The sequence below is a fragment of the Mesorhizobium sp. M0408 genome, from assembly GCF_040321495.1.
Classification (GTDB): domain Bacteria; phylum Pseudomonadota; class Alphaproteobacteria; order Rhizobiales; family Rhizobiaceae; genus Mesorhizobium.
Map to the genome: position 1 here is coordinate 1 of NZ_JAMYRO010000027.1, position 26,160 is coordinate 26,160.

The following is a 26,160-nucleotide window of genomic DNA, read 5'->3' on the forward strand; positions in this document are numbered from 1 at the left end:
GACTGCCATCGCTGGTGGTAGCGCCGGAGGCGGCGGTAGTAGTCGAACTGCCGTCGCTGGCGAGGAGGGGCGACAGCGCGGTCTTACCATGACTGCCATCGCTGGCGGTAGCGCCGGAGGCGGCGGTAGTAATCGAACCGCCGTTGCCGGCGAGGAGATGCGAAAGCGTGGTCTTGCCATGATTGCTATCGCCGGTGGTGGCTTCGGAAGGGGCGGTGGCAGTCGAGGTGCTGCCGCCGGTGATGGTCTCGGCCGGGGCTGTGGCGGTCGAGGTGCCGCCGCTGGAGGTGGCTTCGGAAGGGGCGGTGGCGGTCGAGGTGCTGCCGCCGGTGGTGGCTTCGGAAGGAGCGGTGACAGTCGCGGTGCTATCGCCGGTGGTGGCCTCGGAAGGGACCGTCGCCGTAGAAATGGGATCGGTGGCCGCAGCTTCGGAAGGAGCAGTCCCGGCGGTGCTGAGATTGTGTTGCCGGAAAACGGCCTGCAGTTCCGGGGAGCTCTCAAGCGCGGTGTCGCCTCGCTGTGAACCCCAGGCGTACGCGTACTCGAAGGCGGGTGACGGAACCAGCTTGGCCCAGTGGTCCATCATGGTTTCCATCTGGGCGGCGGTGGGCACGACATATTTGCCACCCATGTCGGTGTTATAGTCGCCACCGCCAAACGTCTGGTAGCCTGGAATGATCTTGCTCGTCGGGATGCCCGATGCCTGAGCGGCGGCAACGAATTTATCGATCATGTTATAGTCGACCGCGCCATCCGTGCGGACAGGATAGACATCCACGCCGTAGTAATCGATACCGGTATTGGCGGGATTGTACGTGTTCGAAAAATCCGGATTCGCGGACGTCCCCAAGCTCATCATCGTGATGTAGGTCTTGGCGTCCGGCACATTGGCGTGAATCCAGTCGGATTCTGCCTTCAGATTCGCGGCGGAGGCGTAGGTGCCCCATTGGCCGGTGGGATCCGGCTCGTCGACAAGGAAGAATCCGAACAGCTTCGGATTGCCGATGAAAGGCGTGATCTTGTCGATAAAGGACGACGTCGCTCCGTCGGTTTCGTTGAGGTAGACCAAGCCCTTCATACCGTCCGGCAGCGCATTGAGTTGGTCAACAGATGAAACGTCGGCCAGATTGAATCCGGCTTGCGAAATTTCCGTGCCCGATCCACCTGACGTGTAATGCAGAGTTGTCATCCAATATTCCTTTTTCTGTTTCGACCGTGCCTACTTACAGACGGCGTATATTAGCGCCAAATCACATACCGACACCCTCTGACAGAAATATTGAGGTTTGAAGTAGGATTGAGCGTTGGAGGGGCGCTCCCTTCGAACTCGTTTCCGCAACGGTATCGACGACCAGCCAAGGATGGTTCTATTCGGGATAAGACTCGGCTAACTTGATCCGACCGTGTGGAGCTTGGCTCGAATGGCGCGGTCGAGAAGCCGTCCGACGCAGGACGGCCGGGAAATCTGAAAACCAGACCAAAAACAAAACCCGCCTAGCGGCGGGTCGTCAGTGCGAATCTGCACCGTACCCAAATTACTAGCATAGCTGCCGGCACAAAGCAAGAACAAAATGTGACACAATCGACGAAGCTGCCGATCTAGACGGCGCTTCTCCGAAATGCGAATGCGCCTCGCAGCCGGCATTGCCGCAACAGCGGTGCCGTGCAACATCGGCGGCTTGGAAGGAACCCCGGTGCTGTCTCGCCTGATCGCCGGCCTGCTGCTCGCCTGCGGATTGACCCACAGATCATGTATTCGCTTGCGCAGGCGTCGTGGGGCTACCCAGTTGCCTTTTCCGCGAGGCGACGGTTGGACTCAAACATCTTCTGCGGCATCCGCCGAAAGCTCCTGATCATGACGTTCGCGCGGAAGAGGTTGGCCGGATTGGCCGCGAGGCTGGTGCAAGGCGATATATCCCAGACACCAGGGCGCGGACGAGCGGCTTGCGTACCGGCGTCTCGATGAAGCGCCAGACGATAAAAGAGGCAAGGAGGACCCCGGCCAACACGACGAAGAATGCGGCGTTCTTGCCGACATGAGGCGCCAGCGCGTTAAGCGAAATGTAGCCGATATACTGGTGCAAAAGATACAGCGGATAAGTCAACCCTCCGAGCATCATGATAGCCTTGGATGGAGCAATCACGGAGCGGAGCAATATCGCGCCAGCGAAGACTCCGTAGACCACCATGTTGGCGGTGAAGAGAGCAGGATACGAAATGGCTGCGCCAAAGTGCTCCTGCATCCAGTTATGAGAGAACATTGCGGTCTGGCAAGACACCAGGAACGCGACGGCAAGAAACAGAAACGCAGCCGGTGAACGGCCCCTTGCAACGATGTCTTCCGCGAGGATGCCGGCGGCAAACAAAGGCGCATAGTTTGTAATGAAGAGAATGCGTATCACCGGGTTCCCAAAGAAGAACTCGTTGGTTGCCGAAATTGCGAGCCAGATGGCCGCGATGGGTATTTTCCAGCGCTGAAAGGCGCCGGCAAAGATCAGCACTGCAACCCAGCCGTAAAACAGGATCTCGAGCATGATCGACCAGTAGACGCCATCCATGGACGGCCTGCCGAAGAGGCGGGCGAACATGGAAAGATTGGCTACATAGGTTGGAACATCGGTCGGAAAACGCTGATCTTTGGCGACGACGAGAACAACAAACGTCGCGGTCATGCAGACGAGGAATCCGGGATAAAGCCGGGCGAAGCGGGCGACCGCGAATTCCTGCCAGGTTCGACCTTCGGCCGACCACGCGATGACGAAACCGCTGATCAGGAAAAACAGATTGACGCCGAGATAGCCGTAGATGGCGTAAGGTGCTGCGGCAGGATATTCCACGTCGAGATTGCCCGCGATCGCGCCGCCAAAAAGATAGTGAAAGAGCACGACCGCGAGGGCTGCAGCTAGGCGCAGCAGGTCGAGTGATGCCATGCGCGCCGGAATGGCCTTGCCTGCCGGTTCCACAGCTACCTCCCGCAGCCGTTTCAGCTTTTGACAACCATCAGCGGCCTGATCCGCAATACCAGTGCTAACGCGAAGACTGCAAACCGGCGGCAGGTCAAGCCTTTACCTTCTCAAGTACGAACAGCTGCTCGCAGGACAGGAACCGCAGGACGCTAAAAGAGCGTACCAGCTTGAGCCCCGCCGCCGCGAAATCCTGTCGTGCAACGGTGAGATTGACGGGATGAGGCGCCGACATCCTTCCGGTGATCAACTTCCGCAGCCTTAGCCGTATTCTCTGGAGGCGGGTGCCAAGGCCGTAGGATACGATCAGGCGACGGCTGGCAACGCGCGCGAGCTCAATGATAATGTCGCGCCTGAGATGTGGCGGGATAAGGTGAATGAGGCGAAGGCAGACCACCGTATCAAAGCTTTCGTCGGCGAACGGCAGCTGCGTCACGTCACATCGGATGAATCCCCGAAATCCGGATTGACCTTCATATGCTGATTTAGCCAAGGCCATCATTTCCATTGAAATGTCTGCAGCCAGCACCCGACAATTATGCTGGCCCAGCACGCCGGCCAGCTTCCCGGTTCCGCATGGGATATCGAGCACCTGAGATGGAGGCGGGCTGCACCTCTCCAGCGCCTTGGCGATGCAGCGTTGCTCCCGTCGCGCAATGACGTATGACGCAACGGTGGACAGCTTCAACCGGCCTGCATAGCCGTTCAGGTACCAGCTCGCAAAACTCGGATCTTGATATCTCTGTTTTGTCGGGAGCTCATAGGCCGCGACTGCCGCGACCTTGGCGTTGTAATTGGCAGGTATAGCCGTATTTGCCGCTGCCGTCTGATGTGGCTCGAGGTTCTCGCTCATATGCCTGCTTTCATACGATTTCTCCTGCAGATGAGATCGAAGATTTTTGTCCGACACGTTCATTGGATAGCCGACCAAGCTGCCCTATTGGCGATAGAGGGGATAAACGGCCAGTTGGCTGCGTCCATCACAGAGAAGGTTTCCAGAAGGCTGGGTGTCTCGCATCCCTCGAACGGATGAGACATGCCGAACTCATGACTGCCGCGCCCGCGCGGAAGTGTGCTGGGGAATAGGGCTACTGCACATCCCTTTCGGAGACGGAACGGTAAACGGACGGTAGGCAATCCGGAAGGATAGTCACCGAAACGCACTCCTTCCGTTCACGATTTTGGCGTCCGTCGATATCCTAACGTGACCACACCGTCATTCATACGGATGGCGCGGATTCCTGGCTCGTCGGCTAGACATCCCAGGAAGAGATGGGCGTTCGCTTCAGCAAATGGACATGACGTCACTGCCAGTAGGCTTCCCTCAGTCTGGATTGAAAGATGATCTTGGAGCTATTTGGGCCGTCCGGTGCTGGTAAGACGACGTTAGCGTCCGAGCTGGTGCACGTTTTGCGAGCTCAGGGCTACTGTGTTGTTTTGCAGACCGGTGACCGCCGACATCCGGTTAGAAGGGCCGCCTTCAAACTGGTCTCCGGCTTGCATTCAAAGTGGATCGGACAGCGTTCTCTCGGTGCAGAAGTGCTTAAGATTCTTCCACCCAAGAATGAGCTGTGGGCGGCTCGCCTGAACTGGCATCTTGAAGCTCTTCTTCAAGCTTGGCGCGCGGCAATAGCGTCCAATGACACGATCTCAATTTTTGACCAGGGTATGGTGCAATTCGTATGTTCACTGGTTTTGTTCAGCGGCGTAACGGATCGTGAAAGGGTGTCGCGCGCGCTCGAGCTTCTACCCAAACCGGATCTGCTTGTCCGATTGCAGGCGCCAAGGGAAATTCTAGAGGTCCGTCTGAAGGAACGCCGGCGTAACCTCGGTATCATTCAGAAGTTCCTCGAAGTCGATCTGCAGAGCAGTCTTGATCATATTGACCACGTTAATCTCATTGGGGAACAACTTGGATCGTTTCCCGTGCCAACAACTTGCGTCGAAAGTTTAGATTCGAACGGGCTCACAGCTGCCACAGAAATGATAGCGCGTGGAGTAATCGACAAGTTCGGCGCGGCGCGGGCGAAATTTAAAAGAGTTGAAGCTTAGAGAGATGCGGTTTTGAAGCGTCGACAAGAAGATATCCAATAATATGGAAAATCGAATTATTGAAAAGAAACCGCGCGAGTTGACATGACATGCGCTTTTCTCGCTACCAGACTGCCTTGGCGTTGACGTTAGCTGCTGTCAGCGCGATATCCATAGTTATCCACGGGGCGGTGAGTGGAGAGGACGTCGCATCGACAAAGTTCGTCGCGCCGGTAGCCATGGACCTGCCGGATTACCTGCACGCCGCGAAGGATGCGGCATTTGGCACAACTTTCACCCGAATAACCAAACCCGGAATCCTCGGCGCCGGCATCGCATGCGGGAGCAAATATTGCAGCCACCGCTATTCGAGCGCCCAGGCCTGGAATTCGGATCAGAGCCTTCTTGTCATCAGCAACGGCTGCGGCGGCTTATGCTTCCTGGATGGGCGCACCTACGCCCCGCTTTTTCGCCGTGATCGATCGACCGAATGCGAATGGCATCCTCACGATCCCGACCTGATGATCTGCGTCGGTGGTCGGAAAATCTCGACCTGGGCGCCACGCACCAATCATGAGGAGGTCCTGTTTGTTTCGACTGACAGTAGCAATCTCCAGTTCGGGCCATACAAAGGTAATCCAAGCCGTGATGGCAGCCGTATTGCCGTACGCGCGGTTCGCCGGGACGGCAAAGCGGTCGTCTTTGCCTACGATCTCAGACAGCGGCGGAAATTTCCGGAAATCGATCTCGCACAGCTTGTCGGAGCCAACGGCGCCTGCTCAATCTCGCCGCTGGGCGTCAACATCTTATGCATTCAGAACCTGAAAGACGACACTGAACAGACGCTCATCTTTTCTGTTGACGGCGTTCTGCGCCAGAAATGGACTGAGCATCATCGGCCTGGCCATGGCGACATGACCGTCGATGCCGACGGCAGCGAAATCTATGTGGGGATCAGTAAGTCCGATCCAGACATATACCAGGTGATCAAGCGAAGGCTGTCAGATGGGAAAGTCACCTCGCTCATGAGATATGGTGAAGCACAGCATGCATCGCTCAGGTCGCTGGACAGGCCCGGTTGGGTGTTCCTTACCTATTCGGGCAATCCGGACGAAGTATCGAAATATCCGGCTTGGGCGCCGTATGCGCGGGAAGTCATCGCGTTGCGCATCGACGGCAGCGGAGAGGTCCGGCGCATTGTGCAGACGAAGAACGTTCCATTCGACTACTGGAGTGAGACCCACGCCTCGCCGTCCCCGGACGGTTCACAGGTGATCTGGTCAAGCAATTGGGGAGTACCCGGCGGCCCGGTTTACGATTTCGTCGCCCGTATTGACTGGCCGGAAGGATCAGACACCGGCTCGAGAGCATTAGCCGCGAGCGGTCTTCAATAACAAAACCTTCCGGTCGCCTATGGCGATATGGCCGATCGTGCTTGCTCCATTCACGCTTTTAACGCCTCACGTTCAACTTCGCCGCCATACGGCTCCGTTCGATGTCGATTCATTCAAACGGACGACGACAGTGGCCAAGCCTGCACCTAGCGTGATTGTGCAGTTTGCAAGGCTTATGACACTTGCCGGAATCCTACGAATTACAGCGATGACGTCGGGTGACGGCTTGTATCGCCAAGGGCGCTCGCGCCGGAGCTCACTGTTGATGTCACGGCCGAGAAAGGAATAGCAGATGGATACGGATAAGCGAGCCGAAGAGAATGCCTCTTTCAACCCTGAGTTGTTAGAATGGTTGGTATGCCCAATGACCAAGGGCTCACTTGCCTGGGATTCGGATCGCGATGAACTCGTTTCGAAGAGCGCAGGACTTGCCTATCCGGTTCGCGACGGCATTCCAATCCTGCTAGCCTCGGAGGCACGGACGATCACCTCCCGCGTGGTCAAACTTCGCGCATCCAGACGATGATGGGAGCCGCGCTAAAGTAGGCGGCTTTCCGACGACAGCCAGCAATGACAGGAAAGTGTGCCGCGGAGCGCGAGCCGTTTGTCTGCGGACCACTCTGCGCTCGGCACCCGGGCAGTGCCGACCTCTTTGATGCAACGCGCGGCGACCTGAACCGGCTGGGTACGGCGGCCCGCTGCCGGGACAGGGTTTGCGTCATTTAAACAGACGAGGACAGTGGCAAGACCTGCCCCTACCGTGACCTGGGCGAGATGGGTAGCGAAACCAACACCATGAAAGCAAATTCAAGGGCCGGCCACTTCGCGCGATCGGGCTACAGCGAACGGTCAGGAGACGCAGGATGAATCCGCATCTGGTGTGTGTCGGAGGCGAGGATCATGCCCTGCGAATTCCGTTCTTGATGTCGCTGCGAGAGAAGGGATTCCGTGTTACTGCGGTGTCGAGCGGCGGTGAAGCCGCATTCCTGCGGCATGGCATTCCGCATCGCAGCTACGGTTTCGACCGATTTTCCAGCAGCAGCGGAGAATGGGCCGCCATCAGAACCATTCGAAAGCTGATGGCGGAACTCCGGCCGGACATTATCCAAAGCTTCGACACCAAGCCCAACCTGGTGACGCCACTTGCGGTGCGCGGAAGCGTTCCAGTCGTGCGCACTATCAACGGTCTGGGCTGGACGTTCTCGTCCCTGGAACCGCGCGCCCTTGCCCTGCGCCCAATCTTTTGCGGACTGCAATGGCTTTCGTCGTTATGGACGGCGGCTACGGTGTTCCAGAATCGGGACGATCAGGCATTCTTTGAACGCTACCGACTGATCGGACGCGGCAGCGGACGAGTGATCCGCAGTTCTGGAATCGACGTCGATGCGTTCGCCATGGCAAGGCATCTTGCCCCGTCGGCGATGAAAATGCGCGAAGAGCTTGGGCTCCAATCCGCCGAGATCGTAATTTTTGTCGGCCGGCTAACGCGCCAGAAAGGCATCCCGACACTCCTCAAGGCAGTCCCTCGCATCCTGTCGGAAAGGCCCAATGCCCGTTTCGTGCTTGTCGGCCCATTGGAATCCGAGGGCCCATTTGCAGTGGACAAGGCTGAGATCGATCGACATGTGCCGCATGTCATCGCCTTGGGTCCACGACGCGACGTTCCTGCCCTTCTTGGCATGGCCGATCTGTTCGCCTTTCCAACACAATACCGAGAAGGGATTCCGCGCGTCCTGCTGGAGGCAGGGCTCGCGGGATTGCCTATCGTCGCCTCGATGATGCCTGGTTGCAATGAGGTGGTCGAGGACGGATGGAACGGCCATCTCGTCCCCCCGCACGATGCGAACGGCCTTGCCTCTCGAATTATAGAGGTCCTGTCCGACCGCCGGAAAGGACGGACCATGGGCGCTCGCTCTGTCGAGCTCGTCCGGACGCAGTTCTCGCTGCCCTGGGTGGTCGAGCAATATTGCGATCTCTACGACAATGTCCTTAGTGCCAAATCCCAGGGCGGCTTCGCTCGACCGGCATCGCCGGTGTTGCTTGAAGAGCCTGCTGCAAACCGCGGATCGGGTGGAGCGCGCCGATGATCCGGGACGCGATCCTGGCCTGCGGCGTGGCCATGTCGTACGCGGCGCAGCTCTCAGTTCCGGGCTTGCCCTTCGGCTATGGCGAATTGTTTCTCGCGCTTTGGATCATGCTGTCGATCGGGCGGGTGCTCGCCGGCGGTCACTTGGTAGTCAGGCCCGCCCTGATCCGTGTTGCGGGCTTCTGGCTGATCATCACGCTCGCTCTGGGTATTGGCACCATCGTTGGCTACCTGACCACGGTACTGTATCTGTCGGTGGTGATGCACGATGGGGTAGCCTACCTGCTGCTGATCTGCGTCACCTGCCTGGCCGCCGCGGAGCCCGACGCGGATCGCCGTCTGCGCAGTGCTGCCTGGTGGGTGGTCGCGATTGCGAATGCATGCTTTATTGTTCAGCTGGCACTTGGATGGGGTTGGATCCACCAATCCGGCGTCGATCCCTGGTACTGGGATCGCTTCCGAGGCTGGTCCGAGAACCCCAACCAGCTCGCGCTCTATTGCGCACTCCTTGGTCCGCTCGCCTTGCATCTTGCGACGACTACAAGCAAGCCGTGGGCGAGGTTGGCCGGGCTCAGCAGCCTTATCCTGATCATCTATGTCGGAAGGCTGACGAAGAGTGATACCTATCTTTACACGACGGTCCTGGTCGGCCTGATATTTCTTGGGCTGCGGGTTCGGACATGGCTCGCAGCCGGTGACGGCAAGGTCAGCCTGTCCCGGCAAGTTACCCTCCTGCTGATGATTGGCTTCCTTCCGTTGGCCATGTCGATGACGCCTTACATCGTCACGGAGGTGGGCAGCGTCGAACAGTTCGCCTTGAGTCTTACCAAGGACAAGGGCGGCGAAGCGACCGCCGAAACCGCTGCACTTCGAATCCATCTCTGGGGAGATGCATTGGGCAAGGGCCTAACGTCAGGATCCCTGGGCCTTGGTCCTGGCCCGCATCTGGAGCGCCCGCCCATTTCCTACAGCCAATTTCTGCCCCGGCCTTTCGAGGCTCACAACACGATTCTCGATCTGTACACTCAAGGTGGTTTGGTTGCGGTCCTGGCCCTGGCCTGGATTGTCGGCGCGGCGGCTTTATGCGCATGGCGTGCGAAGCTCGATGCCCTGTTCGTGCTGGTGGTGTCGATCGTCATCTTCGGAATGCCACATCTGATCATCCGCCATCCAATCGTGTGGTTTGCGCTTACCATTTGCCTTGTTGCCGGAACGCCGCGAACGATTTCGGCAACCTCTAGCGACCTGAGGTGATGGCATGTGTGGGATTACCGGAATTCTCCTTGCACCCGATGCCGCCAACATCAAACCGCTCAGGGCAATTGGCCAGATGACGACGGCCCTTCGTCATCGTGGGCCTGATGGCGAAGGCTTCTGGATCAATCGCGAAGCCGGCATTGCCTTCGGCCACCGACGTTTGGCTATAGTCGACCTATCGGAAGCAGGACGCCAGCCGATGCATTCGGCAAGTGGCCGATATGCCATTACCTTCAACGGCGAGATCTACAATTTCCGCGATCTGCGCCGCGAGCTTGAAGACGCTGGCCATCGGTTCCGTGGCGCCAGCGATACCGAAGTGATGCTGTGCGCAATCGAGAGCTGGGGTCTCGACACCGCACTCACGCGCTTCGCTGGCATGTTCGCATTTGGATTGTGGGATCTAAAGACCAGGACCCTCCATCTCGCCCGCGACCGAATGGGCAAGAAGCCGCTCTATGTTGCTGCAACGCGCGATGCGCTCGTTTTTGCCTCCGAGTTGAAGGCAATCCATCGTTTTCCAGGTTTCTGTCAGGAGCTCGATCTCGACGCGGCCGCGACAATGCTTTCGAAAGGATGGGTACCGGGAAACTGTTGCATCTGGCGAGGCGTGTTCAAGCTACCTCCGGGCTCGGTCCTGTCTGTGACGGCGGCGGATTTTGCCGAGGCGCGCAGCGCCGCATCCCTTTCGCAACGCGCCCGACACTGGTGGTCGCTGTCTGAAATCGCCGCGAACGGTCGACAGAATCCAATCGCCGGTACCGACGAAGAACTGACCGATGGACTCGACGATCTGCTTCGACTTGCCGTCCGGGAACGCATGATAGCCGATGTGCCGCTGGGTGCCTTTCTGTCTGGTGGCCTCGACAGCTCCACGGTTGTGGCGCTGATGCAGGCCCAATCGCCAAAACCGGTGCGCACATTCACGATCGCTTTCGGAGAAGGCGGGTTTGATGAGGCTCCCCACGCGGCGGAGGTCGCGCGGCACCTGGGCACCGATCATACTGAACTCCACCTTTCAGCAGCCGCTGCGCGTGAAGTCATTCCGGAACTGCCGCGGATCTGGGATGAGCCGTTCGCCGATGAATCGCAGATACCGACTTTGCTCGTGGCGCGGCTCGCTCGCCAGCACGTTACGGTGGCGCTATCAGGCGACGGTGGCGATGAATGCTTCGCCGGTTACGCTCGTCATTTCATGGCTGCGCGGTTGAAACGACAGCATGCGCTGCCGTCGCCGCTGCGTCACGCGCTTGCTGCAGGGGTCGGATTGCTGGCCCGTGCGGCGCGTCACGATTTCGTCGGCAAGCTGCCGCTTTCGGCGAGTGGACGGCACGCGCTGCGGAGCGACCGGCTGCATCGCCTCGCTCGGCTGCTCGCTGCGCCAGATGAGGACGAATTGCATCGACGGCTGACCGGAGCATCGACCGGGAGCCTCGCACTCCACACGCCGCCCACATCAATTCAAGGGTCCCCCCGGCTTGATGGCCTGCTGTCCCGTCTCTTGTACGACGACATGGCCGGTTACCTGCCCGACGATATATTGGTGAAGTTGGACCGCGCCAGCATGGCCAATAGCCTCGAAGGCCGGTGCCCGCTTCTCGACCATCGGGTTGTCGAATTCGCCTGGCGGCTGCCGGCACATGCGAAGGTCCGCAATGGCAAAGGCAAGTGGCTTCTTCGTCAGCTGCTTAGCCGCTATGTTCCGCAACGGCTGATCGACCGGCCGAAGCAGGGTTTCGATGTTCCCATAGCAGTCTGGCTGAGCGGCCCGTTGCGCATCTGGGCCAGCGATCTAGTCGCCGATATACGCCTCTCCGGAGATGGGATCTTCGACTTTGCGAAGGTCGAAACCTGCTGGCGCGACCATCTTGACGGAAGACAGGATCATTCTCGCGATTTGTGGCCCGCGTTGATGTTCCAGGCCTGGCGCAACGAGGCCGGGCGGTCCGCCGGGCCGGCAACGGGCATGTCCACAGCGCTCGAACTGACAGGAGTATGAGATGGAAGGTTCCATAGTCAGCCGAATTCACCTTCCGCGCGCCACTGAAATGCACGTGCCGACGCGCGAGATCAATCCGCGCATGAGGCCATTCCTGCGCGAACAGGTCGACGCGCAGACCCCCTTCCATCAACTCCTCATTACCATCGCGAGGAGAAAATGGTTCCTGCTTGCAATGGTGATTTTGGGCGGAGTGTTGGCTGGGCTTGCGGGTTTTGTGCGTCCTGTCCTGTTCGAGGCGACCGCACAGGTGATTGTCGATGCTCCTGGCAGGAACGCGGCTCCCGGAGGTGCGGATTCTGCTCAGGAGATGCTGGATGCGAGCATTGATGACCACTTAACCATGCTCTCTTCGCAGGGGCATCTGCGTCGCCTGGTGGCAGCCCTACGCGAGACAAAGATCGGCAACATTGCTGAGCAAGGTGATGATGTCGGAAATTCCCGCGCCGCCCCGGTAGGCGGCAACCTGCAGAACATACGCACCTTCGCAGCTGGTCTGCTAGAAAGGATTTGGCCGCAGGGCGGGCCGGAGGCGGCCGATGCAGCCGAACTCAAGGCATTGCGCAAGGGCATGAGGGTTGGACAGGAACTGAGATCAAGGGTGATCACCGTCGGCTTCACCGACGACGATCCGGCGCGAGCCGCCCTGGTGGCCAATACGTTCGTCCAAGTATACATCGACGATCTCGCACAGAAGCGCAGGGCGTCAGACAGGCTGGAACTCGCCTCGATCGTCGCCAGCCTGCCGGTCGTACAAAGCGACTTGGCGAAAGCGACCGACCGCCTGGAAAAGTATCGACTGAGCCATGGCGCGGTCGATCAGGGTGCGGCGGATAACGCTGCCAAGGAGACAGCCGAACTTAGTCAGCAGATATCCTTGTCGAAAGCGGATCTCTCAGCGACGGAATCTCGCCTTCAGCACATCGAGGCTTTGCGAGAGGAAGGAGCATCGGTCGCGGCGCTCGCCGAAGCGATCGGGTCTCCGGTATTGGCCGACATGGCGGCCCGCCAAGCCAACGACAATGCGGATGCGGGCCTTAGCACTGCGATCAACGGCGAGATCGAACAAGGCACTGCTCGCATTGCGGCGGAGGGGAACATCTACCGTGCCCAGATCGCTGCTCTGGAGGGCCGTAAGAATGTACTCGATGCGGTGGTGGCCGACACAGCCGGCCGGCTTTCCGGCTTGCGTGCGCTCGAGCCGCAGGTCAGCATCCTGACGCAGCGATACAACCAGCTTCTCACCCAACAACAGGATCTGGTGCAGCGCATCGCAACTCCCTTGCCCGGGGTCTCGATCCTTTCAGCGGCATGGCCGCCAACGAATCCAAAAACCCTGCCGCCCATCTTTCTTATTCCGCCCGGCATGATCGTGTTTGGCCTCATTGGCGGGGTCTTCGTCTTGGTCCGCAGCCGTCTCAATCAGACCTTGCGCGGCGGGGCCGAAGCTGAAGCCGCGCTCAGGGTTCCGTGCCTGGGGCTGATACCGGAAGCGCCCACAATACACGCGAAACGACTACAGCAGCTGGTTCTCGGCCAGCAAAACTGCAGCTACAGCCGAGCCGTCACTTCTCTCCTTGTCACCGTGGCTCTCAACAAAGCGAGAGGCCGTGCGTCGCACGTCATCCTCGTCACGTCCAGCGTCCGGCATGATGGCAAGACCGAGCTCGCATGGAGCCTCGCCTTGGCAGCTACCCGACTTGGGGGACGAGTGCTTTTTCTCGATCTTGATGGCACGGGCGCCCGCCTCACGAACGAGTTTCTGAACGAATTCGGTGCGTTCAAGCCGCATAAATCCTTTGGAGACTATATGAGCGACCGTTGTCCGCTGCACGACGCGGTCACGGGAATGCCTGAAATTGGAATCGACTTCATGGCACTCGCACCATCAGAGGATCTGCTGCCGCAACTGTCCATGATCGACGGGTCCCTGGTCACAGATGAGCTGCGCTCGATGTACAGCATCGTCATCATAAATGGACCGCTGGGACTTGGAGGACCTGAGGCCAGGCTACTGACGGGCTGGGCTGACGCAGTTCTTTTTGCTGTTCGCTGGGCCAGGACGCGTCGCAGCATCGCGCGTGGTGTTCTGCAGTTGCTGACGGAGGACGAGACGGCTCAGGTCCCCGTAGGCAGCGTTCTCACGCAGGTCAATCTTAGGAAACACGCCGGCTACCGGTTTGGGGACAGCGCGGATCTCTTGCTCGAGAGAACATCATGAATGTCACATGCGGGATTCCGCGTAACGACCGCCACGGCATTCGACCTGTCGAGCGGAAGATAATATCGACGATCTCGCAGTCCGGAGCAGGGTCCGCGGCCAAAGGCGATCAAGGCGATGAAATGCGCGACGCCGGCGCAAAAGACATCGACGATTTCAGCGATCCGAAGCTCGCCCGCTTCCCTGCGGCCTCCGTTGCTCCAACGAATATGGTTTTGCCGCACAAGGAGGACACGGGCCGGGGTCTCGGCTATGCCAGCATCTTCGCTCTTTTGGTCTATATCGGGGGTGCGGGCTTGACCAGCTTGGCGCAGTTATTGATTGCGCGCATCGTTGGCTCCACCAGCTATGGCATCTACTCCTATGTTCTGGCCTGGACCTCGGTGCTTGCCTATCTTGCAACGCTTGGTTTCCACGTATCCTTGTTGCGTTTCGTCTCCGCCTACAGTGCCAAAGGGCGGCTTGACCTGGTACACGGCGTAATCAGGTTTGCTCTGCAGAGGTCGCTGGCGGCGGCGACACTATTCGGCATCGTTGGCGCCGCCTTGATCTTTTTCTTTTCAGATCCTTCTCACAAGGAGCTTCAAATCAGCCAGCTGCTAGGCATGGCAGCAGTGCCTTTGGTCACCGCCTACGCTTTGGGCGCAACACTTGTTCGTGCTTTCGGCGGCGGTGTCTCGGCCCTCCTGCCGGAACGCATAGTGCGCGACGGCCTCTTGTTGACGTTGCTGGGAATGGCGGGCTTATCCGGATCATGGACCCCCAACGCACCCTTGGTGATGCAGGCGGTGCTGGCAAGTTCAGCCATCACGGTCGGCCTGGTGTTCGTCATGGCGACAAAATTTCAGCCGCCTGGCTTGCGGCAGGTTCAGCCAGGCGACGAGTCGCGGGAATGGTGGTCCGCGGTTCCGCCAATGATGCTCATGGCTGGGCTCGATGTTTTCATCAGCCGGGCCGGAGTCATGGTGCTGGGCTGGACGCATCACATTCGCGAAGCAGGCATTTTCGCATTGGGATTGAACGTCGCCTTGCTTGTGAGCCTTTCCCTGGTTGCCGTCTCTACGATGTTTGCGCCGACAGCGGCTGCCCTTCATGCCCGAGGCGATCGGATGGCTCTGCAGCAGCTGTTTTCACGGGCCGCCCTACTTTCCTCTGGTGGGGCTCTAACGATGGCCATCCCGATGCTTGCGATTATTGAACCTCTGTTGAGCTGGTTCGGCGGGGATTTCAGTACCGCGGCACCCGTCGCGCGGATACTCATTCTCGGATATGTCTTTGTCGCGCTGTGCGGACCCCAGATGCTCCTCTTGATGATGACCGGAAACGAATGGGCGGCAGCCGCAACCATGATCGTCGGCGCTGCGGCCAGTATCATAGGCTGTGCCACAGGAATTGCGCTCTACGGCGCGCCGGGCGCCGCAGTGGGCCTCGCGCTTGCGTTGGCGATTTGGAATGTGGCGATGTCGATCTACATCAGCAAACGGCTGAAAATTATCCCTGGGCTGATCTTTGCGCTAACATCGTTCAGAACGCACGCAGTCGAAGGCCAGCGGCGACATTGGTTCCTGCGCTGATTTGAGACCGTCGCGCCCCGATACGCGACGGCATCAGCGTTCAGGAATTTCGAGTCCAGGGTTGTGTCGGATAGAGGCTGGCGAGTGCGGCTTTGTGGCCGACGCGTTACACGCCGAGTGGCAGATCATCGCCCGACAGGGCCCGCGGCCTACACGGTGGCCTCATTCACCAACGTCTGTTGCCGTACGCTGGCCGCGGCATCCGTTCCATGAAAGTCCCGGTACCATTCGACAAAGCGTCGCACTCCGTCCTCTAGCGGTGTTGCCGGGGCGAAGCCGACGGCCTGGCGAAGATCGCTGACGTCGGCGCGCGTCTCCAGAACGTCGCCAGGCGGCAACGGCACATCCACGCGAACTGCCCGGCTGCCAAGAGCGGTCTCGATGATCGAAATCAGCCGGTTGATCTCCTCGGGCCGGTCGTTGCCGATATTGTAGACGCGATACGGCGCGGAACTTGTGGCAGGGTCGGCGGTGCAAGGGTCCCAATTCGGATCCGGCTGCGGCGGTGTAGCAAGTGCTCGAACCACGCCCTCAGCGATATCGTCGATATAGGTGAAATCTCGCCACACGCGGCCGGCATTGGCTACTTCAATTGGTTTGCTCTCGACGATCGCGCGCGTGAACAAGTAGACGGCCATGTCGGGCCTGCCCCAAGGGCCATAAACGGTGAAGAAGCGCAGTCCGGTCACGGGCAGGCCGAACAAATGGCTGTATGAATGCGCCATGAATTCATTCGAACGCTTGGTGGCGGCGTAGAAGCTGACGGGATGATCGGCGCCGTGATTTTCGGAAAACGGTATGGTTCGATTCAAGCCGTAGACGGAGCTCGAAGAGGCGTAGACGAGATGACCGACGCCATGATGCCGGCAGCCCTCAAGGACGTTGAGAAACGCCACTATATTCGATTGCACATAGGCGTGCGGGTCAACAAGTGAATGACGCACGCCGGCCTGAGCCGCGAGATGGACGAGGTGTGAGGGGCGAACGTTTGAAAACAGCAACTGAACGCGCGCGGCATCCGCCAGATCCATTCGTACCGGCGTGAACTTCGCCTCGCTACAGAGGCGTGCAAACCGCGCTTCCTTGAGCCGCAGATCGTAATAGGGCGTGAAATTGTCGACGCCCACGACTTTGACACCAAGACGCAAAAGCCGTGAGGCCACGTGAAAACCAATGAAGCCTGCGGCGCCGGTGACGACGATCGGTCCTGTCCGTGCAAGTTTCTTCACCGCGCGGTCCGAACGGGATCGAGCGATTTCCATCTTCTCCGCTGCGGCAAGGACAGAATCGCTGCATAGATCGTTGTCCACTTGTCGCCTTTCGAAATCCGTTCGACAGTACCGAATAGCCGGTCCGGGATTGCGGCTTCCGATATTTACGCTGGCGCATCGAACCTAGTGGAGTGCGCAATGCGGTGCACGACCTGCCAAGTCATGACACGCCAACTTGCGTAGTTTGAATCCCGGGCGGATGCCGACGTCCGGCGATTGGATCTAAGTGGCCGGCCTTACGGCAGGACCGAAATACGCCCAAGAAGGGCCACCAGTTCCGCCTGGCGTTTTGTTTCGGTCTTGGCGAACAGCGAGGCAAGCTGGGAACGGATCGTGGTGCGGCTGAGACGCCAGCTGCGAGCGATCTCCAAAGGTGCGTCGCCCTGGGCCAAGCGCAAGGCGAGGTGCGTTTCTGCGCTCGTCAAGCCAAACATTCTTTGCAGCGTCCGAGGATTTGGCCCCGACCTGTTGTCGCGATCCAGCAGCGCCACAATGCTCGTTCCGTCGGGAGCGATAACGCCGTTCTCGTTCAGTATCACCGGTCGGTCGCCCCTGCTGCGGATCACCACCCAAGACAACGAGCCCGGCAGGAATTGGCCCGGAACATTCGCGATCAGCCGCCTTAGGGCGGCCGTAAGTCCGCTCGCCGTGTCGGCCGCTTCGCCCTGGCGCTCAAGCGTGGTTTGGGCGGCTGCGTTCCACTCGACTACTTTTCTTTCGCGATTCAGCACGAGATAGCCACAGCCAATGCGATCAAGCACGCCGGTTATGGATTCCAGACTGCGGCCTTTTGGTTCGGCGAACCTTGCGTCCAATGGATCCGATGCGCGATCGGGAAGGTGACCAGAAGAGGGCCGCGTATTCCGCGCTTCAAAATCATACTTGGTCCTCGTAACAATGTACCGATTGCTCGAAGAAGCATCGACCTGTCTATCGATCAGATTCATTTTCTACCCCTAACCCAAAGTTTCACACGCCCGAAATAAGTATTCGGGATTCATGTAGTCTTCTATGTGTAGCTGGATTCTAGTCTTCTATGCGCTGACGGATAATACGTTCATCACCACCTTGAAAACTTAATATGATCCGACAGTTCTAAGGCAGCTCTTAGGCCCCGCTGCGTCCGATAAAATGCGCGCTATGATAGCGGTATGGCAATCCGGCAGTGGTACTAAGCTGTACGTTTTTTGCTCTAGTCTCGACGGGCTAGTCAGAAGGTTGTAGTCTGTGTCCATGAGCTCGCAGTCGCGCAGGTCGAATTCGAACCCGTCGGGCAGATTGCTAACTCATATTGCCTCTGCATCGGTGTTAGCTGCCACACTGATATTTGAAATAAAATCGTCAGCCTATATTGGGCAAGGCGCCAGTTTTCTGGAATTTATTCCGGCTATTATTATTATCGCCTATCTCGAAGACCGCGTACCGGCGCTCGCTGCGACCATTCTGATGGTGGCTGTCGGGCTGTGGGCACGAGGACACGATCAGATTTCAAGTGGAGATTGGGCACGCGCAATCCTGCTTCTGGTTTCGGGTGGCGTGATTGCCATGACCTTCCATCGTCTGCGGCAGGACTTGCGTGAGTTGCTGGAAGTCGCGGAGGCCAGGCTCGCTGCCGTCGAGGCGACCGAAAGCCGCTATCGTTGGGCCTTCGAACGTGCTGCCATGGGATTCGCGAACACCAACAAGAAAGGTGAGTTGCTGCAGTCCAACAGACGCCTTTGTGAGATGACCGGGTACAAGGAGGAGGAGCTTGCCCAACTGCAGCTCGATACGCTCGCCCATCCGAACGACCGGGATACCTTGGCGCAATTGCTGGCGAGGCTGGGCAATGACATTTCTTCGTTCGTTTCGGAGGTGCGTCTGTCACGAAAGGACGGTACGGCATTCTGGGCCAGGCTAACGCTTTCTTCGTCCGTGCCCGAGGGTGGCCTCTCGGAGAGCATCTTCGTGGTGGTCGACGATATTTCGGAACGACGCGCTGTTCACGAAGCGCTTCGGGCCCAGAAGGAATGGCTGGACCTCGCTCTGTCTGCTGGACGCTTGGCCACGTGGCGCATAGACCTTAAAGGCGGGATAGTCACGGGCTCGGACACGTTCTGGGACATTCTCGGCCTGGCCCAGGCCAATAGCCGCAGTTTGGAGGAGCTGTCAGCTGTCGTTCATCCGGCGGACTGGCCAAAGCTGGCGGCATCGAGAAAGGCCGCACCATCGGTCACGAATTACGATGTTGAGATACGCGTCCGCCGACCGGACGGACATATCCGCTGGGTTGCGCTGCGCGGAAGGGAGGAAAGACATGATGATGGTGGACAGCGGCTTGGAGTGGCTGCCGACCTGAGCGAGAGACGACAAACCACGCTGCTGCGCGCCGCGGCAAAGAAGCGGGAGCGCATCATGCTCGAACAGCGTCACAGATTCGGCAACGTTTTCGCGGTGATCACGGCGCTCGTGAAAATGGTCGATGTTCCCGGAAACAACGTCGCCAAATACAAGGAAATGCTGATCGACCGGATACGCGCGCTCGAGGCAACCCATCTGCTTCTTTCACGCAACGGCAGCGTATCGGGGGCGATAAACGATCTCGTTGCGCAAGAATTGCACCCATATATTGGAACACGTGCGATATCGGTCAGCGGTCCTTCCGTGGCGATGTCGGGAGGCGCCGCCGAGAGTTTTGCAATGATCGTTCACGAGCTTGCCACCAATTCCATGAAATATGGAGCGCTTGCCGATCCAAAAGGCCGGATCGACGTAAGCTGGACGTTCGCACCTGAAGAAACAGGCAGCGATATCGTGTTCGAGTGGGTGGAATCGGGGCGGCGTAGGACCTCAAGCGTAGTCCGTCATGGCTTCGGTTCCATGATAATCGGAGTGGATGGAGCGCCGCTTGTCGGTCACTCTCCCAGGCTGGAAATATCGGACCAAGGGTTGCGGTATTCGCTGCGGCTGTCACGCAAGGAAATCGGATTGTAGTGCAGTGCTCCAATCGGAAAGCAGATATCTAAAGGCGGGTCGCGCTGAGCGGCCTTTGAGATGCGCAGGGTTCCTTCCAAGAATGTCGTCGGCCCAAAGCTGCGCCGCGGCTTTGGGATATGCAGTAAAATGCATGAGGAGTCTTGGGACGCCGTTTGCACGTCCAAAAGGACGCGCGGCGCTCTAGCTGGCATGTCTCGAAAGCCAAGTCTTCAGCATAACGGCAGCCTCGGTCCGATTGCGTACCCCCAATTCACGCAGAACCGCAGCAGCGTGGATTTTCGTGGTCGCCTCTGCGATTTCCAGATCGCGCGCAATTTCCTTGTTTGAATAGCCTTCCGCCATCAGCTTGAGGACTTCCTTTTGCCTCGAAGTCAGCCTGCCAAGGTTGACGCCAGCGGTACGCCTCTGTGGGCCTTTGTCGTCGGAATGGGTATGCGCGTGGGTTGTTTGCGTCGCTCCCGGGCGTGACAGAAGTGCAGGAACATAGATGCGGCCGGAGAGGATTTCATTGACGGCCAAAACAACCTCTTCGTCCGTCTGCGATTTTACGATGTAGCCGTGAAGCCCGATCGACAGAGCCGTGAGTATTTCCGAGCGTGAATCGTTTCCGGAAACGATCGCAAATCGCGTGTCCGGATAGGCAGACAGGATCCCGCCGAGCACTTCTTGATTGAACAGGCCCGGCATATTCAGATCCAGGATCGCAAGATCCACGAACGACTGCTCTGCCAGCAAACTGAGCACCGCGTCGAAACAGGACGCTTCAAAGATCTCCACACCTGGAATGCCTGCGGTCAGTGCCAATCGCAAGCCGCGACGATACAAGCCGTGATCGTCGGCGATGACGATTCGATACATTGAACTACCCCAACGCCTATCTGAATGGATTGAACGGTAATGGCCTGAAAGTCGTGGCCATCATCTCGTCGATTCATCCAGCCGACGCTGCGGCACCCCCAACACCGCAAACGCCAGATTTCTAATATAATCTTAAATGACGGGAAACGCTCCTCTTTTTTTGCCCCTTGTGAGCGAAACCCGCCGAACGTCGTCGAACATACGTTCTGACCTTTTGGACAGCTGACAGACCGGCCGGTCGTTCAGCAGTGCTATAGGTCTAAAGATATAGAACAGCAAAACGGCTGAATTGTTACCATTCGAATGCACGACGACATCCACCCTGACGGCCACATACCATCCAGATGCAATGTCCGGATCAGGGGACAGTGGAGAAATCTCACCGGTCTTCTACGGGAAATCTCACCGGTTCTTCTGAGGGGACAAGAACGCGTTTCCCGGGTGCTGACCAGGGCAGGATAGCCGGCCCGTGACGATAGCGTTCAGGCCGAATGAACAAGGGAGGACCAGGATGAAAGCGGTTATTCAATGTGGAGGAATGGGAACACGCCTCCGCCCCTTCACTTCGGTCTTGCCGAAGCCGCTCATGCCGATCGGGGCACGGCCGGTTCTCGAGATGCTTCTGAAATGGTTGCGACGCAACGGCATTCAGGAAGTTTATATTACAACCGGGTATCTCGGCCACTTGATCCGCACCGTGTGTGGAGATGGCTCGCAGTGGAACCTGAAAATTCGATATACGCAGGAGATGGAGCCGCTTGGCACCATCGGGCCACTGTCTTTGATCAGGGATGAACTGACGGAGCCATTCATCGTTCTCAATGGCGATGTCCTCACGGATCTAAGCCTCAGTCGATTTGTAGCAGCGCACCGTAAGCACACCGATCCAGTGACGATCGCAACAGCCTGTCGCCTGATCAAGATGGATTTCGGCGTCATCGACGAAGTCGACAATACCGTGCAGGTCTTTCGCGAGAAGCCGACGCTTTCGCATCTGGTCAGCATGGGAATTTACTGCATGAACCCGGATGTTCTGCAGTTTATCCCATCCGGCATACCCTTTGGGTTCGACGACCTGATGCTGCAGATGATGCAGAACGGCACAACCGTGCACGTGTACAAACATGAGGGTCTCTGGCTCGATATCGGGCGCGTCGACGATTTTCAGAACGCACAGACCATTTCCTGGGAAGACCAGTCGGCCTCGATCGAGGTCACTGCGACGGCTGCATGATGAAGTCACGAGCCCGGTTCCCACAGTTATCAGTCTAGGAGGTTGTGATGCTCTTGGTCAGTGCCCCGATCTTGGGTGTGCCGGAGAAGACTGCTTTGACCAAGGTCATCGACAGCGGCTGGCTGACCATGGGGGAGCAGGTACGAGCCTTCGAACAAGCTTTTGCCGACGTTCATGATGCGGAGGATTGCGTCGCGGTCAGTTCTTGCACCGCAGCGCTTCATCTCATTTTGCACGCACTTGGCATCGGACCGGGCGACGAGGTGCTGGTGCCATCCTTGACGTTCGTGGCGACCGCAAATGCGGTCCTCTATGTCGGTGCGACGCCGGTTTTCGTCGACATCGAGTCAGCCGACGTGCCGCTGATGTCGATCGTGGAAGCCGAAGCGAAATGCACGGCCCGCACCAAGGCAATCATTCTCGTTCATTTCGCCGGCTACCTCGCCGATCGGGAACAATGGCAGAGGCTCGCCCGTGCCCGGGGGCTGCACATCGTCGAGGACGCGGCGCATGCGCCGGGCTTGAAGGAGGTGGGGACATTTGGTGCCGCAGCCGCCTTCAGCTTCTACGGCAACAAGAACATGACCACGGCGGAAGGCGGGGCTGTGATCGCCAGGGATGCCGGTCTGCTCGAGACAATCCGCCAGGCGCGTGGACATGGGATGACCACCGGGACGCGTCAAAGGCTGAACAGCCGCACCCCTCAGTATGATGTCACCATGCTCGGATTCAACTATCGCATGGATGAATTGCGGGCTGCGATCGGACTGGTCCAGCTGCAAAATCTGCAGGAGTGGAATGAGATCAGGCGTATCCTGGTCATGCTGTATCGCCGTCTCATAGCGAAGCATTGCCCGGCCGTGACCATCCCGTTCCACGAGCCGCGGACGTCGGCCTACCACATCATGCCTATCCTTTTGCCACGTTACGCCGACAGGCAAGACGTCATCGACGCACTGCGCGGGCAAGGGATACAAACCACTATCCACTACCCGCCGGTGCACCAGATGACGCTCTATCGTGAGCTCATTCCCGGTACTCACTTACCGCGCACTGAAGATTTCGCGCAGCGCGAACTGACTGTACCGCTGCATCCGCAGATCACCGCGCCATTGGTCGAATCGGTAGTCGTCGCTCTTGCCGCGGCGGTCAATAATTGCGCTCAGACAGGAACAGCCGCATGAATGCCCTGGACCTAGCCATTCACCGGTCTAACGTCTCGAGCGCCGCCCATGGGTCTGCGAGACGAGCAATCGATCTCGTCATTGCGGCAGCCGCGGCGATCGTCTTCGCCCCGCTGATGCTGCTGATTGCCGTGGCGCTGCTGCTGGAAGGCGGTCGGCCCATCTTCTTCACACAGACCCGCGTCGGGGCCGGTGCTCGCCCATTCCGCATGTACAAGTTCCGCAAGTTCAGCGTGCAATGCGACCCCGGTGGCTTGGCTCTGACCATGGCCGATGACAGCCGCATGACGCCGATAGGACGGTTCCTCGCCGTCACCAAGTTCGACGAACTGCCACAGCTTTGGAACGTCTTCAGAGGCGAGATGGCAATCATCGGGCCACGCCCGGAGAGCCTTGCCTTCGCCGATTGTTTTCGCGGGGGCTTCGAAGACGTTTTACAATACAAGCCAGGCTTGCTGGGTCCAGCCCAGGTTCTCTTCCGGCATGAAGCCCGTTTCTATCCGCGATCGGTGGACCCGCTACTGTTCTATCGCCAGGTTCTGTTTCCTGCCAAAGCCAGGCTCGACCTTTCCTATTATCCGCAGCGCACGATCGGCTCCGATGTTGTGTGGATGGTGCGCGGCTTGCTGGCGGTGCTTGGCGTGGTTTCGCCGCCGCCGATTGGACCTTGAGAGCAGGTGGGACATCCGCGCTCTCGTGGATTTGCAACGTCAGTGCCTCACGTCATAGGGGGAACGCTTGGGTCATGGCATACAAGGGCAGGAAAGTTCTGGTTACGGGTGCCGACGGGTTCATCGGTTCTCATCTCACCGAAGCACTCGTCCGCAGCGGCGCCGACGTCACCGCGCTGGCACTCTACAATTCCTTCGACAGCCACGGCTGGCTGGACGATTTGCCCGACACCATACGACGCCAGTTGAATCTCGTCCGCGGCGATGTTCGCGACAGCGCGTTCCTTAACCGGATCGTGCGTGGCCAGGCGGTCGTGTTTCATCTCGCCGCACTGATAGCTATCCCGTATTCGTATGCCGCTGCCCAGTCCTATGTGGAGACCAACATCCTGGGCACGGTCAACGTTCTCGAAGCGGCGCGCCAATGGGAGACGGAGCGTGTAGTGCACACTTCGACAAGCGAGGTCTACGGCACCGCGCTGACAATGCCTATCAGCGAATCCCACCCGTTGCAGGGACAGTCACCATATTCGGCATCCAAGATCGGCGCGGACATGATGGCGGAGTCCTACGCCAGATCGTTCGACATCCCCGTGGTCATCATGCGGCCCTTCAATACGTACGGCCCGCGCCAGAGTGAGCGGGCCATCGTAGCGACCATTATACGCCAGGCTCTCGACAAAAAATGCCCGGCGATCATGGTGGGAGACACAAGCCCGATCCGCGATCTTACTTTCGTGGAAGACACCGCGGCGGCGTTTTTGACCGCAGGTTCCGCCGAGCTCGAATTTGGCCATGCCTACAATGCCGGAAGCCAGCGCGCTGTGACGATCTCGGACATATTGGATCTGGTGATCGAGTTGAGTGGCTGCAAGAAACCAATCCACCGGGACGAGCGCCGCCTGCGGCCGCAGAATTCCGAGGTGCGTGCCTTGCTGGCCGATTCTTCGCTCCTCGAAAGCAAGACTGGATGGCGTGCCCAGACCAGCCTGCGCGAAGGCTTGGAGCGGACCATCGAATGGTGGCAAGGGCGCCTCAGCGAAGGCCGGGTGCGACACGAAATGGGTTACATGACATGAGCTTTCGCCCGGGAGGATTGGCTCCGCTGTTGATTGCGGCCGCGGTATCGCCGGATTCGAGCCAGAAGGAGATTGTCGCCCATGGTCCTCGCTGATCGAATCCTTATTGTCGTGCTCGGCATGCTGGCTGCCATGGATACGGCTGCTGCAGCGGAACCGCGGGTCGCCTATCGACTTTCTGCCGGCGACACCGTCGAGATCGGAATTGCCTCCATCCCGGAGCGAACGCAACGTGCGGTGGTCCAGATGGACGGCACGATCGCGCTTCCCGAAGTCGGTATGGTTTCGGTGGGCGGCTTAACTCCGGCTGAACTGCAAACGCGCATGCAGACGATCTTGCCGACCAAGATATTCCACCAGCGTCTGCCTGATGGGCGGGAGCAAATGATCGTCATCAAGCCGACAGACGTGACCGCCGTGGTTGCGGAGTACAGGCCGATCTATGTGACCGGCGACGTGCTCACTCCCGGACAGCAGGCCTACCGCCCGCTGATGACCGTGCGGCAGGCGATTGCCGTGTCAGGCGGTTTCAGCCTTTTGCGGTCCCGGGCAAACCAGGTTGGCCCAGATCCGGTGGATCTGCGGCGCGATTACGAGTCGCTTTGGGGGGAATATACCAGAGATTATTTTCATAGCGCCCGCATCCGCGCCGAACTTCAGGACAAACCGACTTTCGACATGCAGCCACCACAAGGATCTCCCTTGCCGGCAAGTTTTGCGTCGGCGATCGCGCAGGCTGAAGCGGAAGGGCTGAAGCTCTCGTTGGACAACTTCCAGCAAGAGCAGGGCTTTCTGGATAAAAGCGGCAAGGATGCCGCCGCACAAACCGAGACCTTGCTCAAACGCGAGCAGGCCGAAGCGGATGGGGTGAAGGCGGACGAAGACGATCTGGCGCGCGTAAGGAAAGCGTTTGAGTCCGGAAATCTCACCAACAACCGGCTCGCCGACGTCCGGCGCGCTTTGGTTCTCTCTTCCAGCCGGGCACTCGAAACGTCGGTTGAGCTTATGAGAGCACGACGTCAGCAGGACGATTTTGCCAGACAGCACGAACGCAATGACAACCAAAGAAGGATGGGTCTGCTGATCGAGTTGAAAGATACCAACGTGCGCCTTGCCGACGTCAGCGCAAGGCTTCGCGCCGCCAGCCAAAAGTTGCAGCCCACGGGAGCTGCCGCACTGCCGTTGCCGGTTGCCGGCGAGAAGGTCCAGGCCGAGGTCACGATCATTCGCAAGGTCGGCGAAGAATGGCGAAAACAGCTTGCCCAAGAAGACACCGAGGTCATGCCGGGAGACACGATCGAGGTCAGATTCAGCAGCGCTCTCGAAAATGCGGCGACCCGATAGATCGGGCCGCGTTTCGCA

20 protein-coding genes are annotated in these 26,160 nt (G+C 58.8%); 14 read left to right on the forward strand and 6 right to left on the reverse strand.

Annotated elements, in window-relative coordinates:
• The 3 genes from NKI67_RS25960 to NKI67_RS25970 all read right to left on the reverse strand — a co-directional run.
• On the reverse strand, nucleotides 1-1,189 hold a 1,189-nt coding region (locus NKI67_RS25960), incomplete at its 3' end, for a calcium-binding protein (protein ID WP_352647561.1).
• A 664-nt stretch (nucleotides 1,190-1,853) separates the two neighbouring features.
• Nucleotides 1,854-2,963 (reverse strand): acyltransferase family protein, encoded by a 1,110-nt coding sequence (locus NKI67_RS25965; protein ID WP_352455315.1) that lies wholly within the window; start codon nucleotides 2,961-2,963, stop codon nucleotides 1,854-1,856.
• A 94-nt stretch (nucleotides 2,964-3,057) separates the two neighbouring features.
• Nucleotides 3,058-3,879, reverse strand: coding sequence for a class I SAM-dependent methyltransferase (locus NKI67_RS25970; RefSeq protein WP_084640985.1), 822 nt, complete (start codon nucleotides 3,877-3,879; stop codon nucleotides 3,058-3,060).
• A gap of 425 nt (nucleotides 3,880-4,304) precedes the next feature.
• On the opposite strand from NKI67_RS25970, the gene NKI67_RS25975 reads away from it, so the two are divergent.
• The 8 genes from NKI67_RS25975 to NKI67_RS26010 all read left to right on the forward strand — a co-directional run bounded on the left by NKI67_RS25975 (nucleotide 4,305) and on the right by NKI67_RS26010 (nucleotide 15,525).
• A complete protein-coding gene (locus tag NKI67_RS25975; protein WP_023675607.1) occupies nucleotides 4,305-5,015 on the forward strand; it encodes an AAA family ATPase in 711 nt (236 codons plus the stop codon).
• 89 nt (nucleotides 5,016-5,104) lie between these two features.
• Nucleotides 5,105-6,388, forward strand: coding sequence for a hypothetical protein (locus NKI67_RS25980; protein WP_352635871.1), 1,284 nt, complete (start codon nucleotides 5,105-5,107; stop codon nucleotides 6,386-6,388).
• Between the two features lie 292 nt (nucleotides 6,389-6,680).
• Nucleotides 6,681-6,914, forward strand: coding sequence for a Trm112 family protein (locus NKI67_RS25985; protein ID WP_023675609.1), 234 nt, complete (start codon nucleotides 6,681-6,683; stop codon nucleotides 6,912-6,914).
• 337 nt (nucleotides 6,915-7,251) lie between these two features.
• Nucleotides 7,252-8,475 carry a glycosyltransferase family 4 protein gene (locus tag NKI67_RS25990; RefSeq protein WP_023675610.1) on the forward strand — a complete coding sequence of 408 codons (1,224 nt, stop codon included), beginning with the start codon at nucleotides 7,252-7,254 and terminating at the stop codon, nucleotides 8,473-8,475.
• Nucleotides 8,472-9,728 (forward strand): O-antigen ligase family protein, encoded by a 1,257-nt coding sequence (locus tag NKI67_RS25995; protein ID WP_023675611.1) that lies wholly within the window; start codon nucleotides 8,472-8,474, stop codon nucleotides 9,726-9,728. The genes NKI67_RS25990 and NKI67_RS25995 overlap by 4 nt, the downstream gene beginning before the upstream one ends.
• A 4-nt stretch (nucleotides 9,729-9,732) precedes the next feature.
• The gene (gene asnB / locus NKI67_RS26000; protein WP_023675612.1) at nucleotides 9,733-11,730 is read left to right on the forward strand and encodes an asparagine synthase (glutamine-hydrolyzing); all 1,998 of its coding nucleotides are present in this window, start codon (nucleotides 9,733-9,735) and stop codon (nucleotides 11,728-11,730) included.
• Nucleotide 11,731: 1 nt separating this feature from the next.
• Entirely contained in the window at nucleotides 11,732-13,951 is a 2,220-nt protein-coding gene (locus tag NKI67_RS26005; RefSeq protein WP_352647563.1) for a GumC family protein, read from the forward strand.
• Nucleotides 13,948-15,525 carry a lipopolysaccharide biosynthesis protein gene (locus NKI67_RS26010; protein ID WP_352647565.1) on the forward strand — a complete coding sequence of 526 codons (1,578 nt, stop codon included), beginning with the start codon at nucleotides 13,948-13,950 and terminating at the stop codon, nucleotides 15,523-15,525. Before NKI67_RS26005 ends, NKI67_RS26010 begins: the two co-directional genes overlap by 4 nt.
• Before the next feature lie 149 nt (nucleotides 15,526-15,674).
• On the opposite strand, the gene NKI67_RS26015 is transcribed toward NKI67_RS26010, so the two are convergent.
• Both NKI67_RS26015 and NKI67_RS26020 read right to left on the reverse strand, forming a co-directional pair.
• Nucleotides 15,675-16,787, reverse strand: a complete 1,113-nt coding sequence (locus tag NKI67_RS26015; RefSeq protein ID WP_352576395.1) for an NAD-dependent epimerase — start codon at nucleotides 16,785-16,787, stop codon at nucleotides 15,675-15,677.
• A gap of 245 nt (nucleotides 16,788-17,032) precedes the next feature.
• Complete coding sequence (locus NKI67_RS26020) at nucleotides 17,033-17,743, reverse strand: helix-turn-helix transcriptional regulator (protein ID WP_023675616.1); 711 nt, start codon at nucleotides 17,741-17,743, stop codon at nucleotides 17,033-17,035.
• A gap of 286 nt (nucleotides 17,744-18,029) precedes the next feature.
• Here NKI67_RS26020 and NKI67_RS26025 point away from each other — a divergent pair, with 286 nt between their 5' ends.
• Entirely contained in the window at nucleotides 18,030-19,769 is a 1,740-nt protein-coding gene (locus NKI67_RS26025; protein ID WP_023675617.1) for a PAS domain S-box protein, read from the forward strand.
• Nucleotides 19,770-19,952: 183 nt separating this feature from the next.
• On the opposite strand, the gene NKI67_RS26030 is transcribed toward NKI67_RS26025, so the two are convergent.
• A complete protein-coding gene (locus NKI67_RS26030) occupies nucleotides 19,953-20,630 on the reverse strand; it encodes a LuxR C-terminal-related transcriptional regulator (RefSeq protein WP_023675618.1) in 678 nt (225 codons plus the stop codon).
• Nucleotides 20,631-21,141: 511 nt separating this feature from the next.
• Here NKI67_RS26030 and NKI67_RS26035 point away from each other — a divergent pair.
• The 5 genes from NKI67_RS26035 (at nucleotide 21,142) to NKI67_RS26055 (ending at nucleotide 26,142) form a co-directional block, all read left to right on the forward strand.
• Nucleotides 21,142-21,864: a nucleotidyltransferase family protein gene (locus tag NKI67_RS26035; RefSeq protein WP_023675619.1), complete on the forward strand. Its 723-nt coding sequence runs from the start codon at nucleotides 21,142-21,144 to the stop codon at nucleotides 21,862-21,864.
• Between the two features lie 47 nt (nucleotides 21,865-21,911).
• Nucleotides 21,912-23,048, forward strand: a complete 1,137-nt coding sequence (locus NKI67_RS26040; RefSeq protein WP_023675620.1) for a DegT/DnrJ/EryC1/StrS family aminotransferase — start codon at nucleotides 21,912-21,914, stop codon at nucleotides 23,046-23,048.
• Entirely contained in the window at nucleotides 23,045-23,719 is a 675-nt protein-coding gene (locus NKI67_RS26045; protein WP_023675621.1) for a sugar transferase, read from the forward strand. The genes NKI67_RS26040 and NKI67_RS26045 overlap by 4 nt, the downstream gene beginning before the upstream one ends.
• A 74-nt stretch (nucleotides 23,720-23,793) precedes the next feature.
• Nucleotides 23,794-24,798: an SDR family NAD(P)-dependent oxidoreductase gene (locus tag NKI67_RS26050; protein ID WP_352647567.1), complete on the forward strand. Its 1,005-nt coding sequence runs from the start codon at nucleotides 23,794-23,796 to the stop codon at nucleotides 24,796-24,798.
• Nucleotides 24,799-24,879: 81 nt separating this feature from the next.
• On the forward strand, nucleotides 24,880-26,142 hold the full coding sequence (locus tag NKI67_RS26055; RefSeq protein ID WP_023675623.1) for a polysaccharide biosynthesis/export family protein: 1,263 nt from the start codon (nucleotides 24,880-24,882) through the stop codon (nucleotides 26,140-26,142).
• Nucleotides 26,143-26,160: the final 18 nt, after the last annotated feature.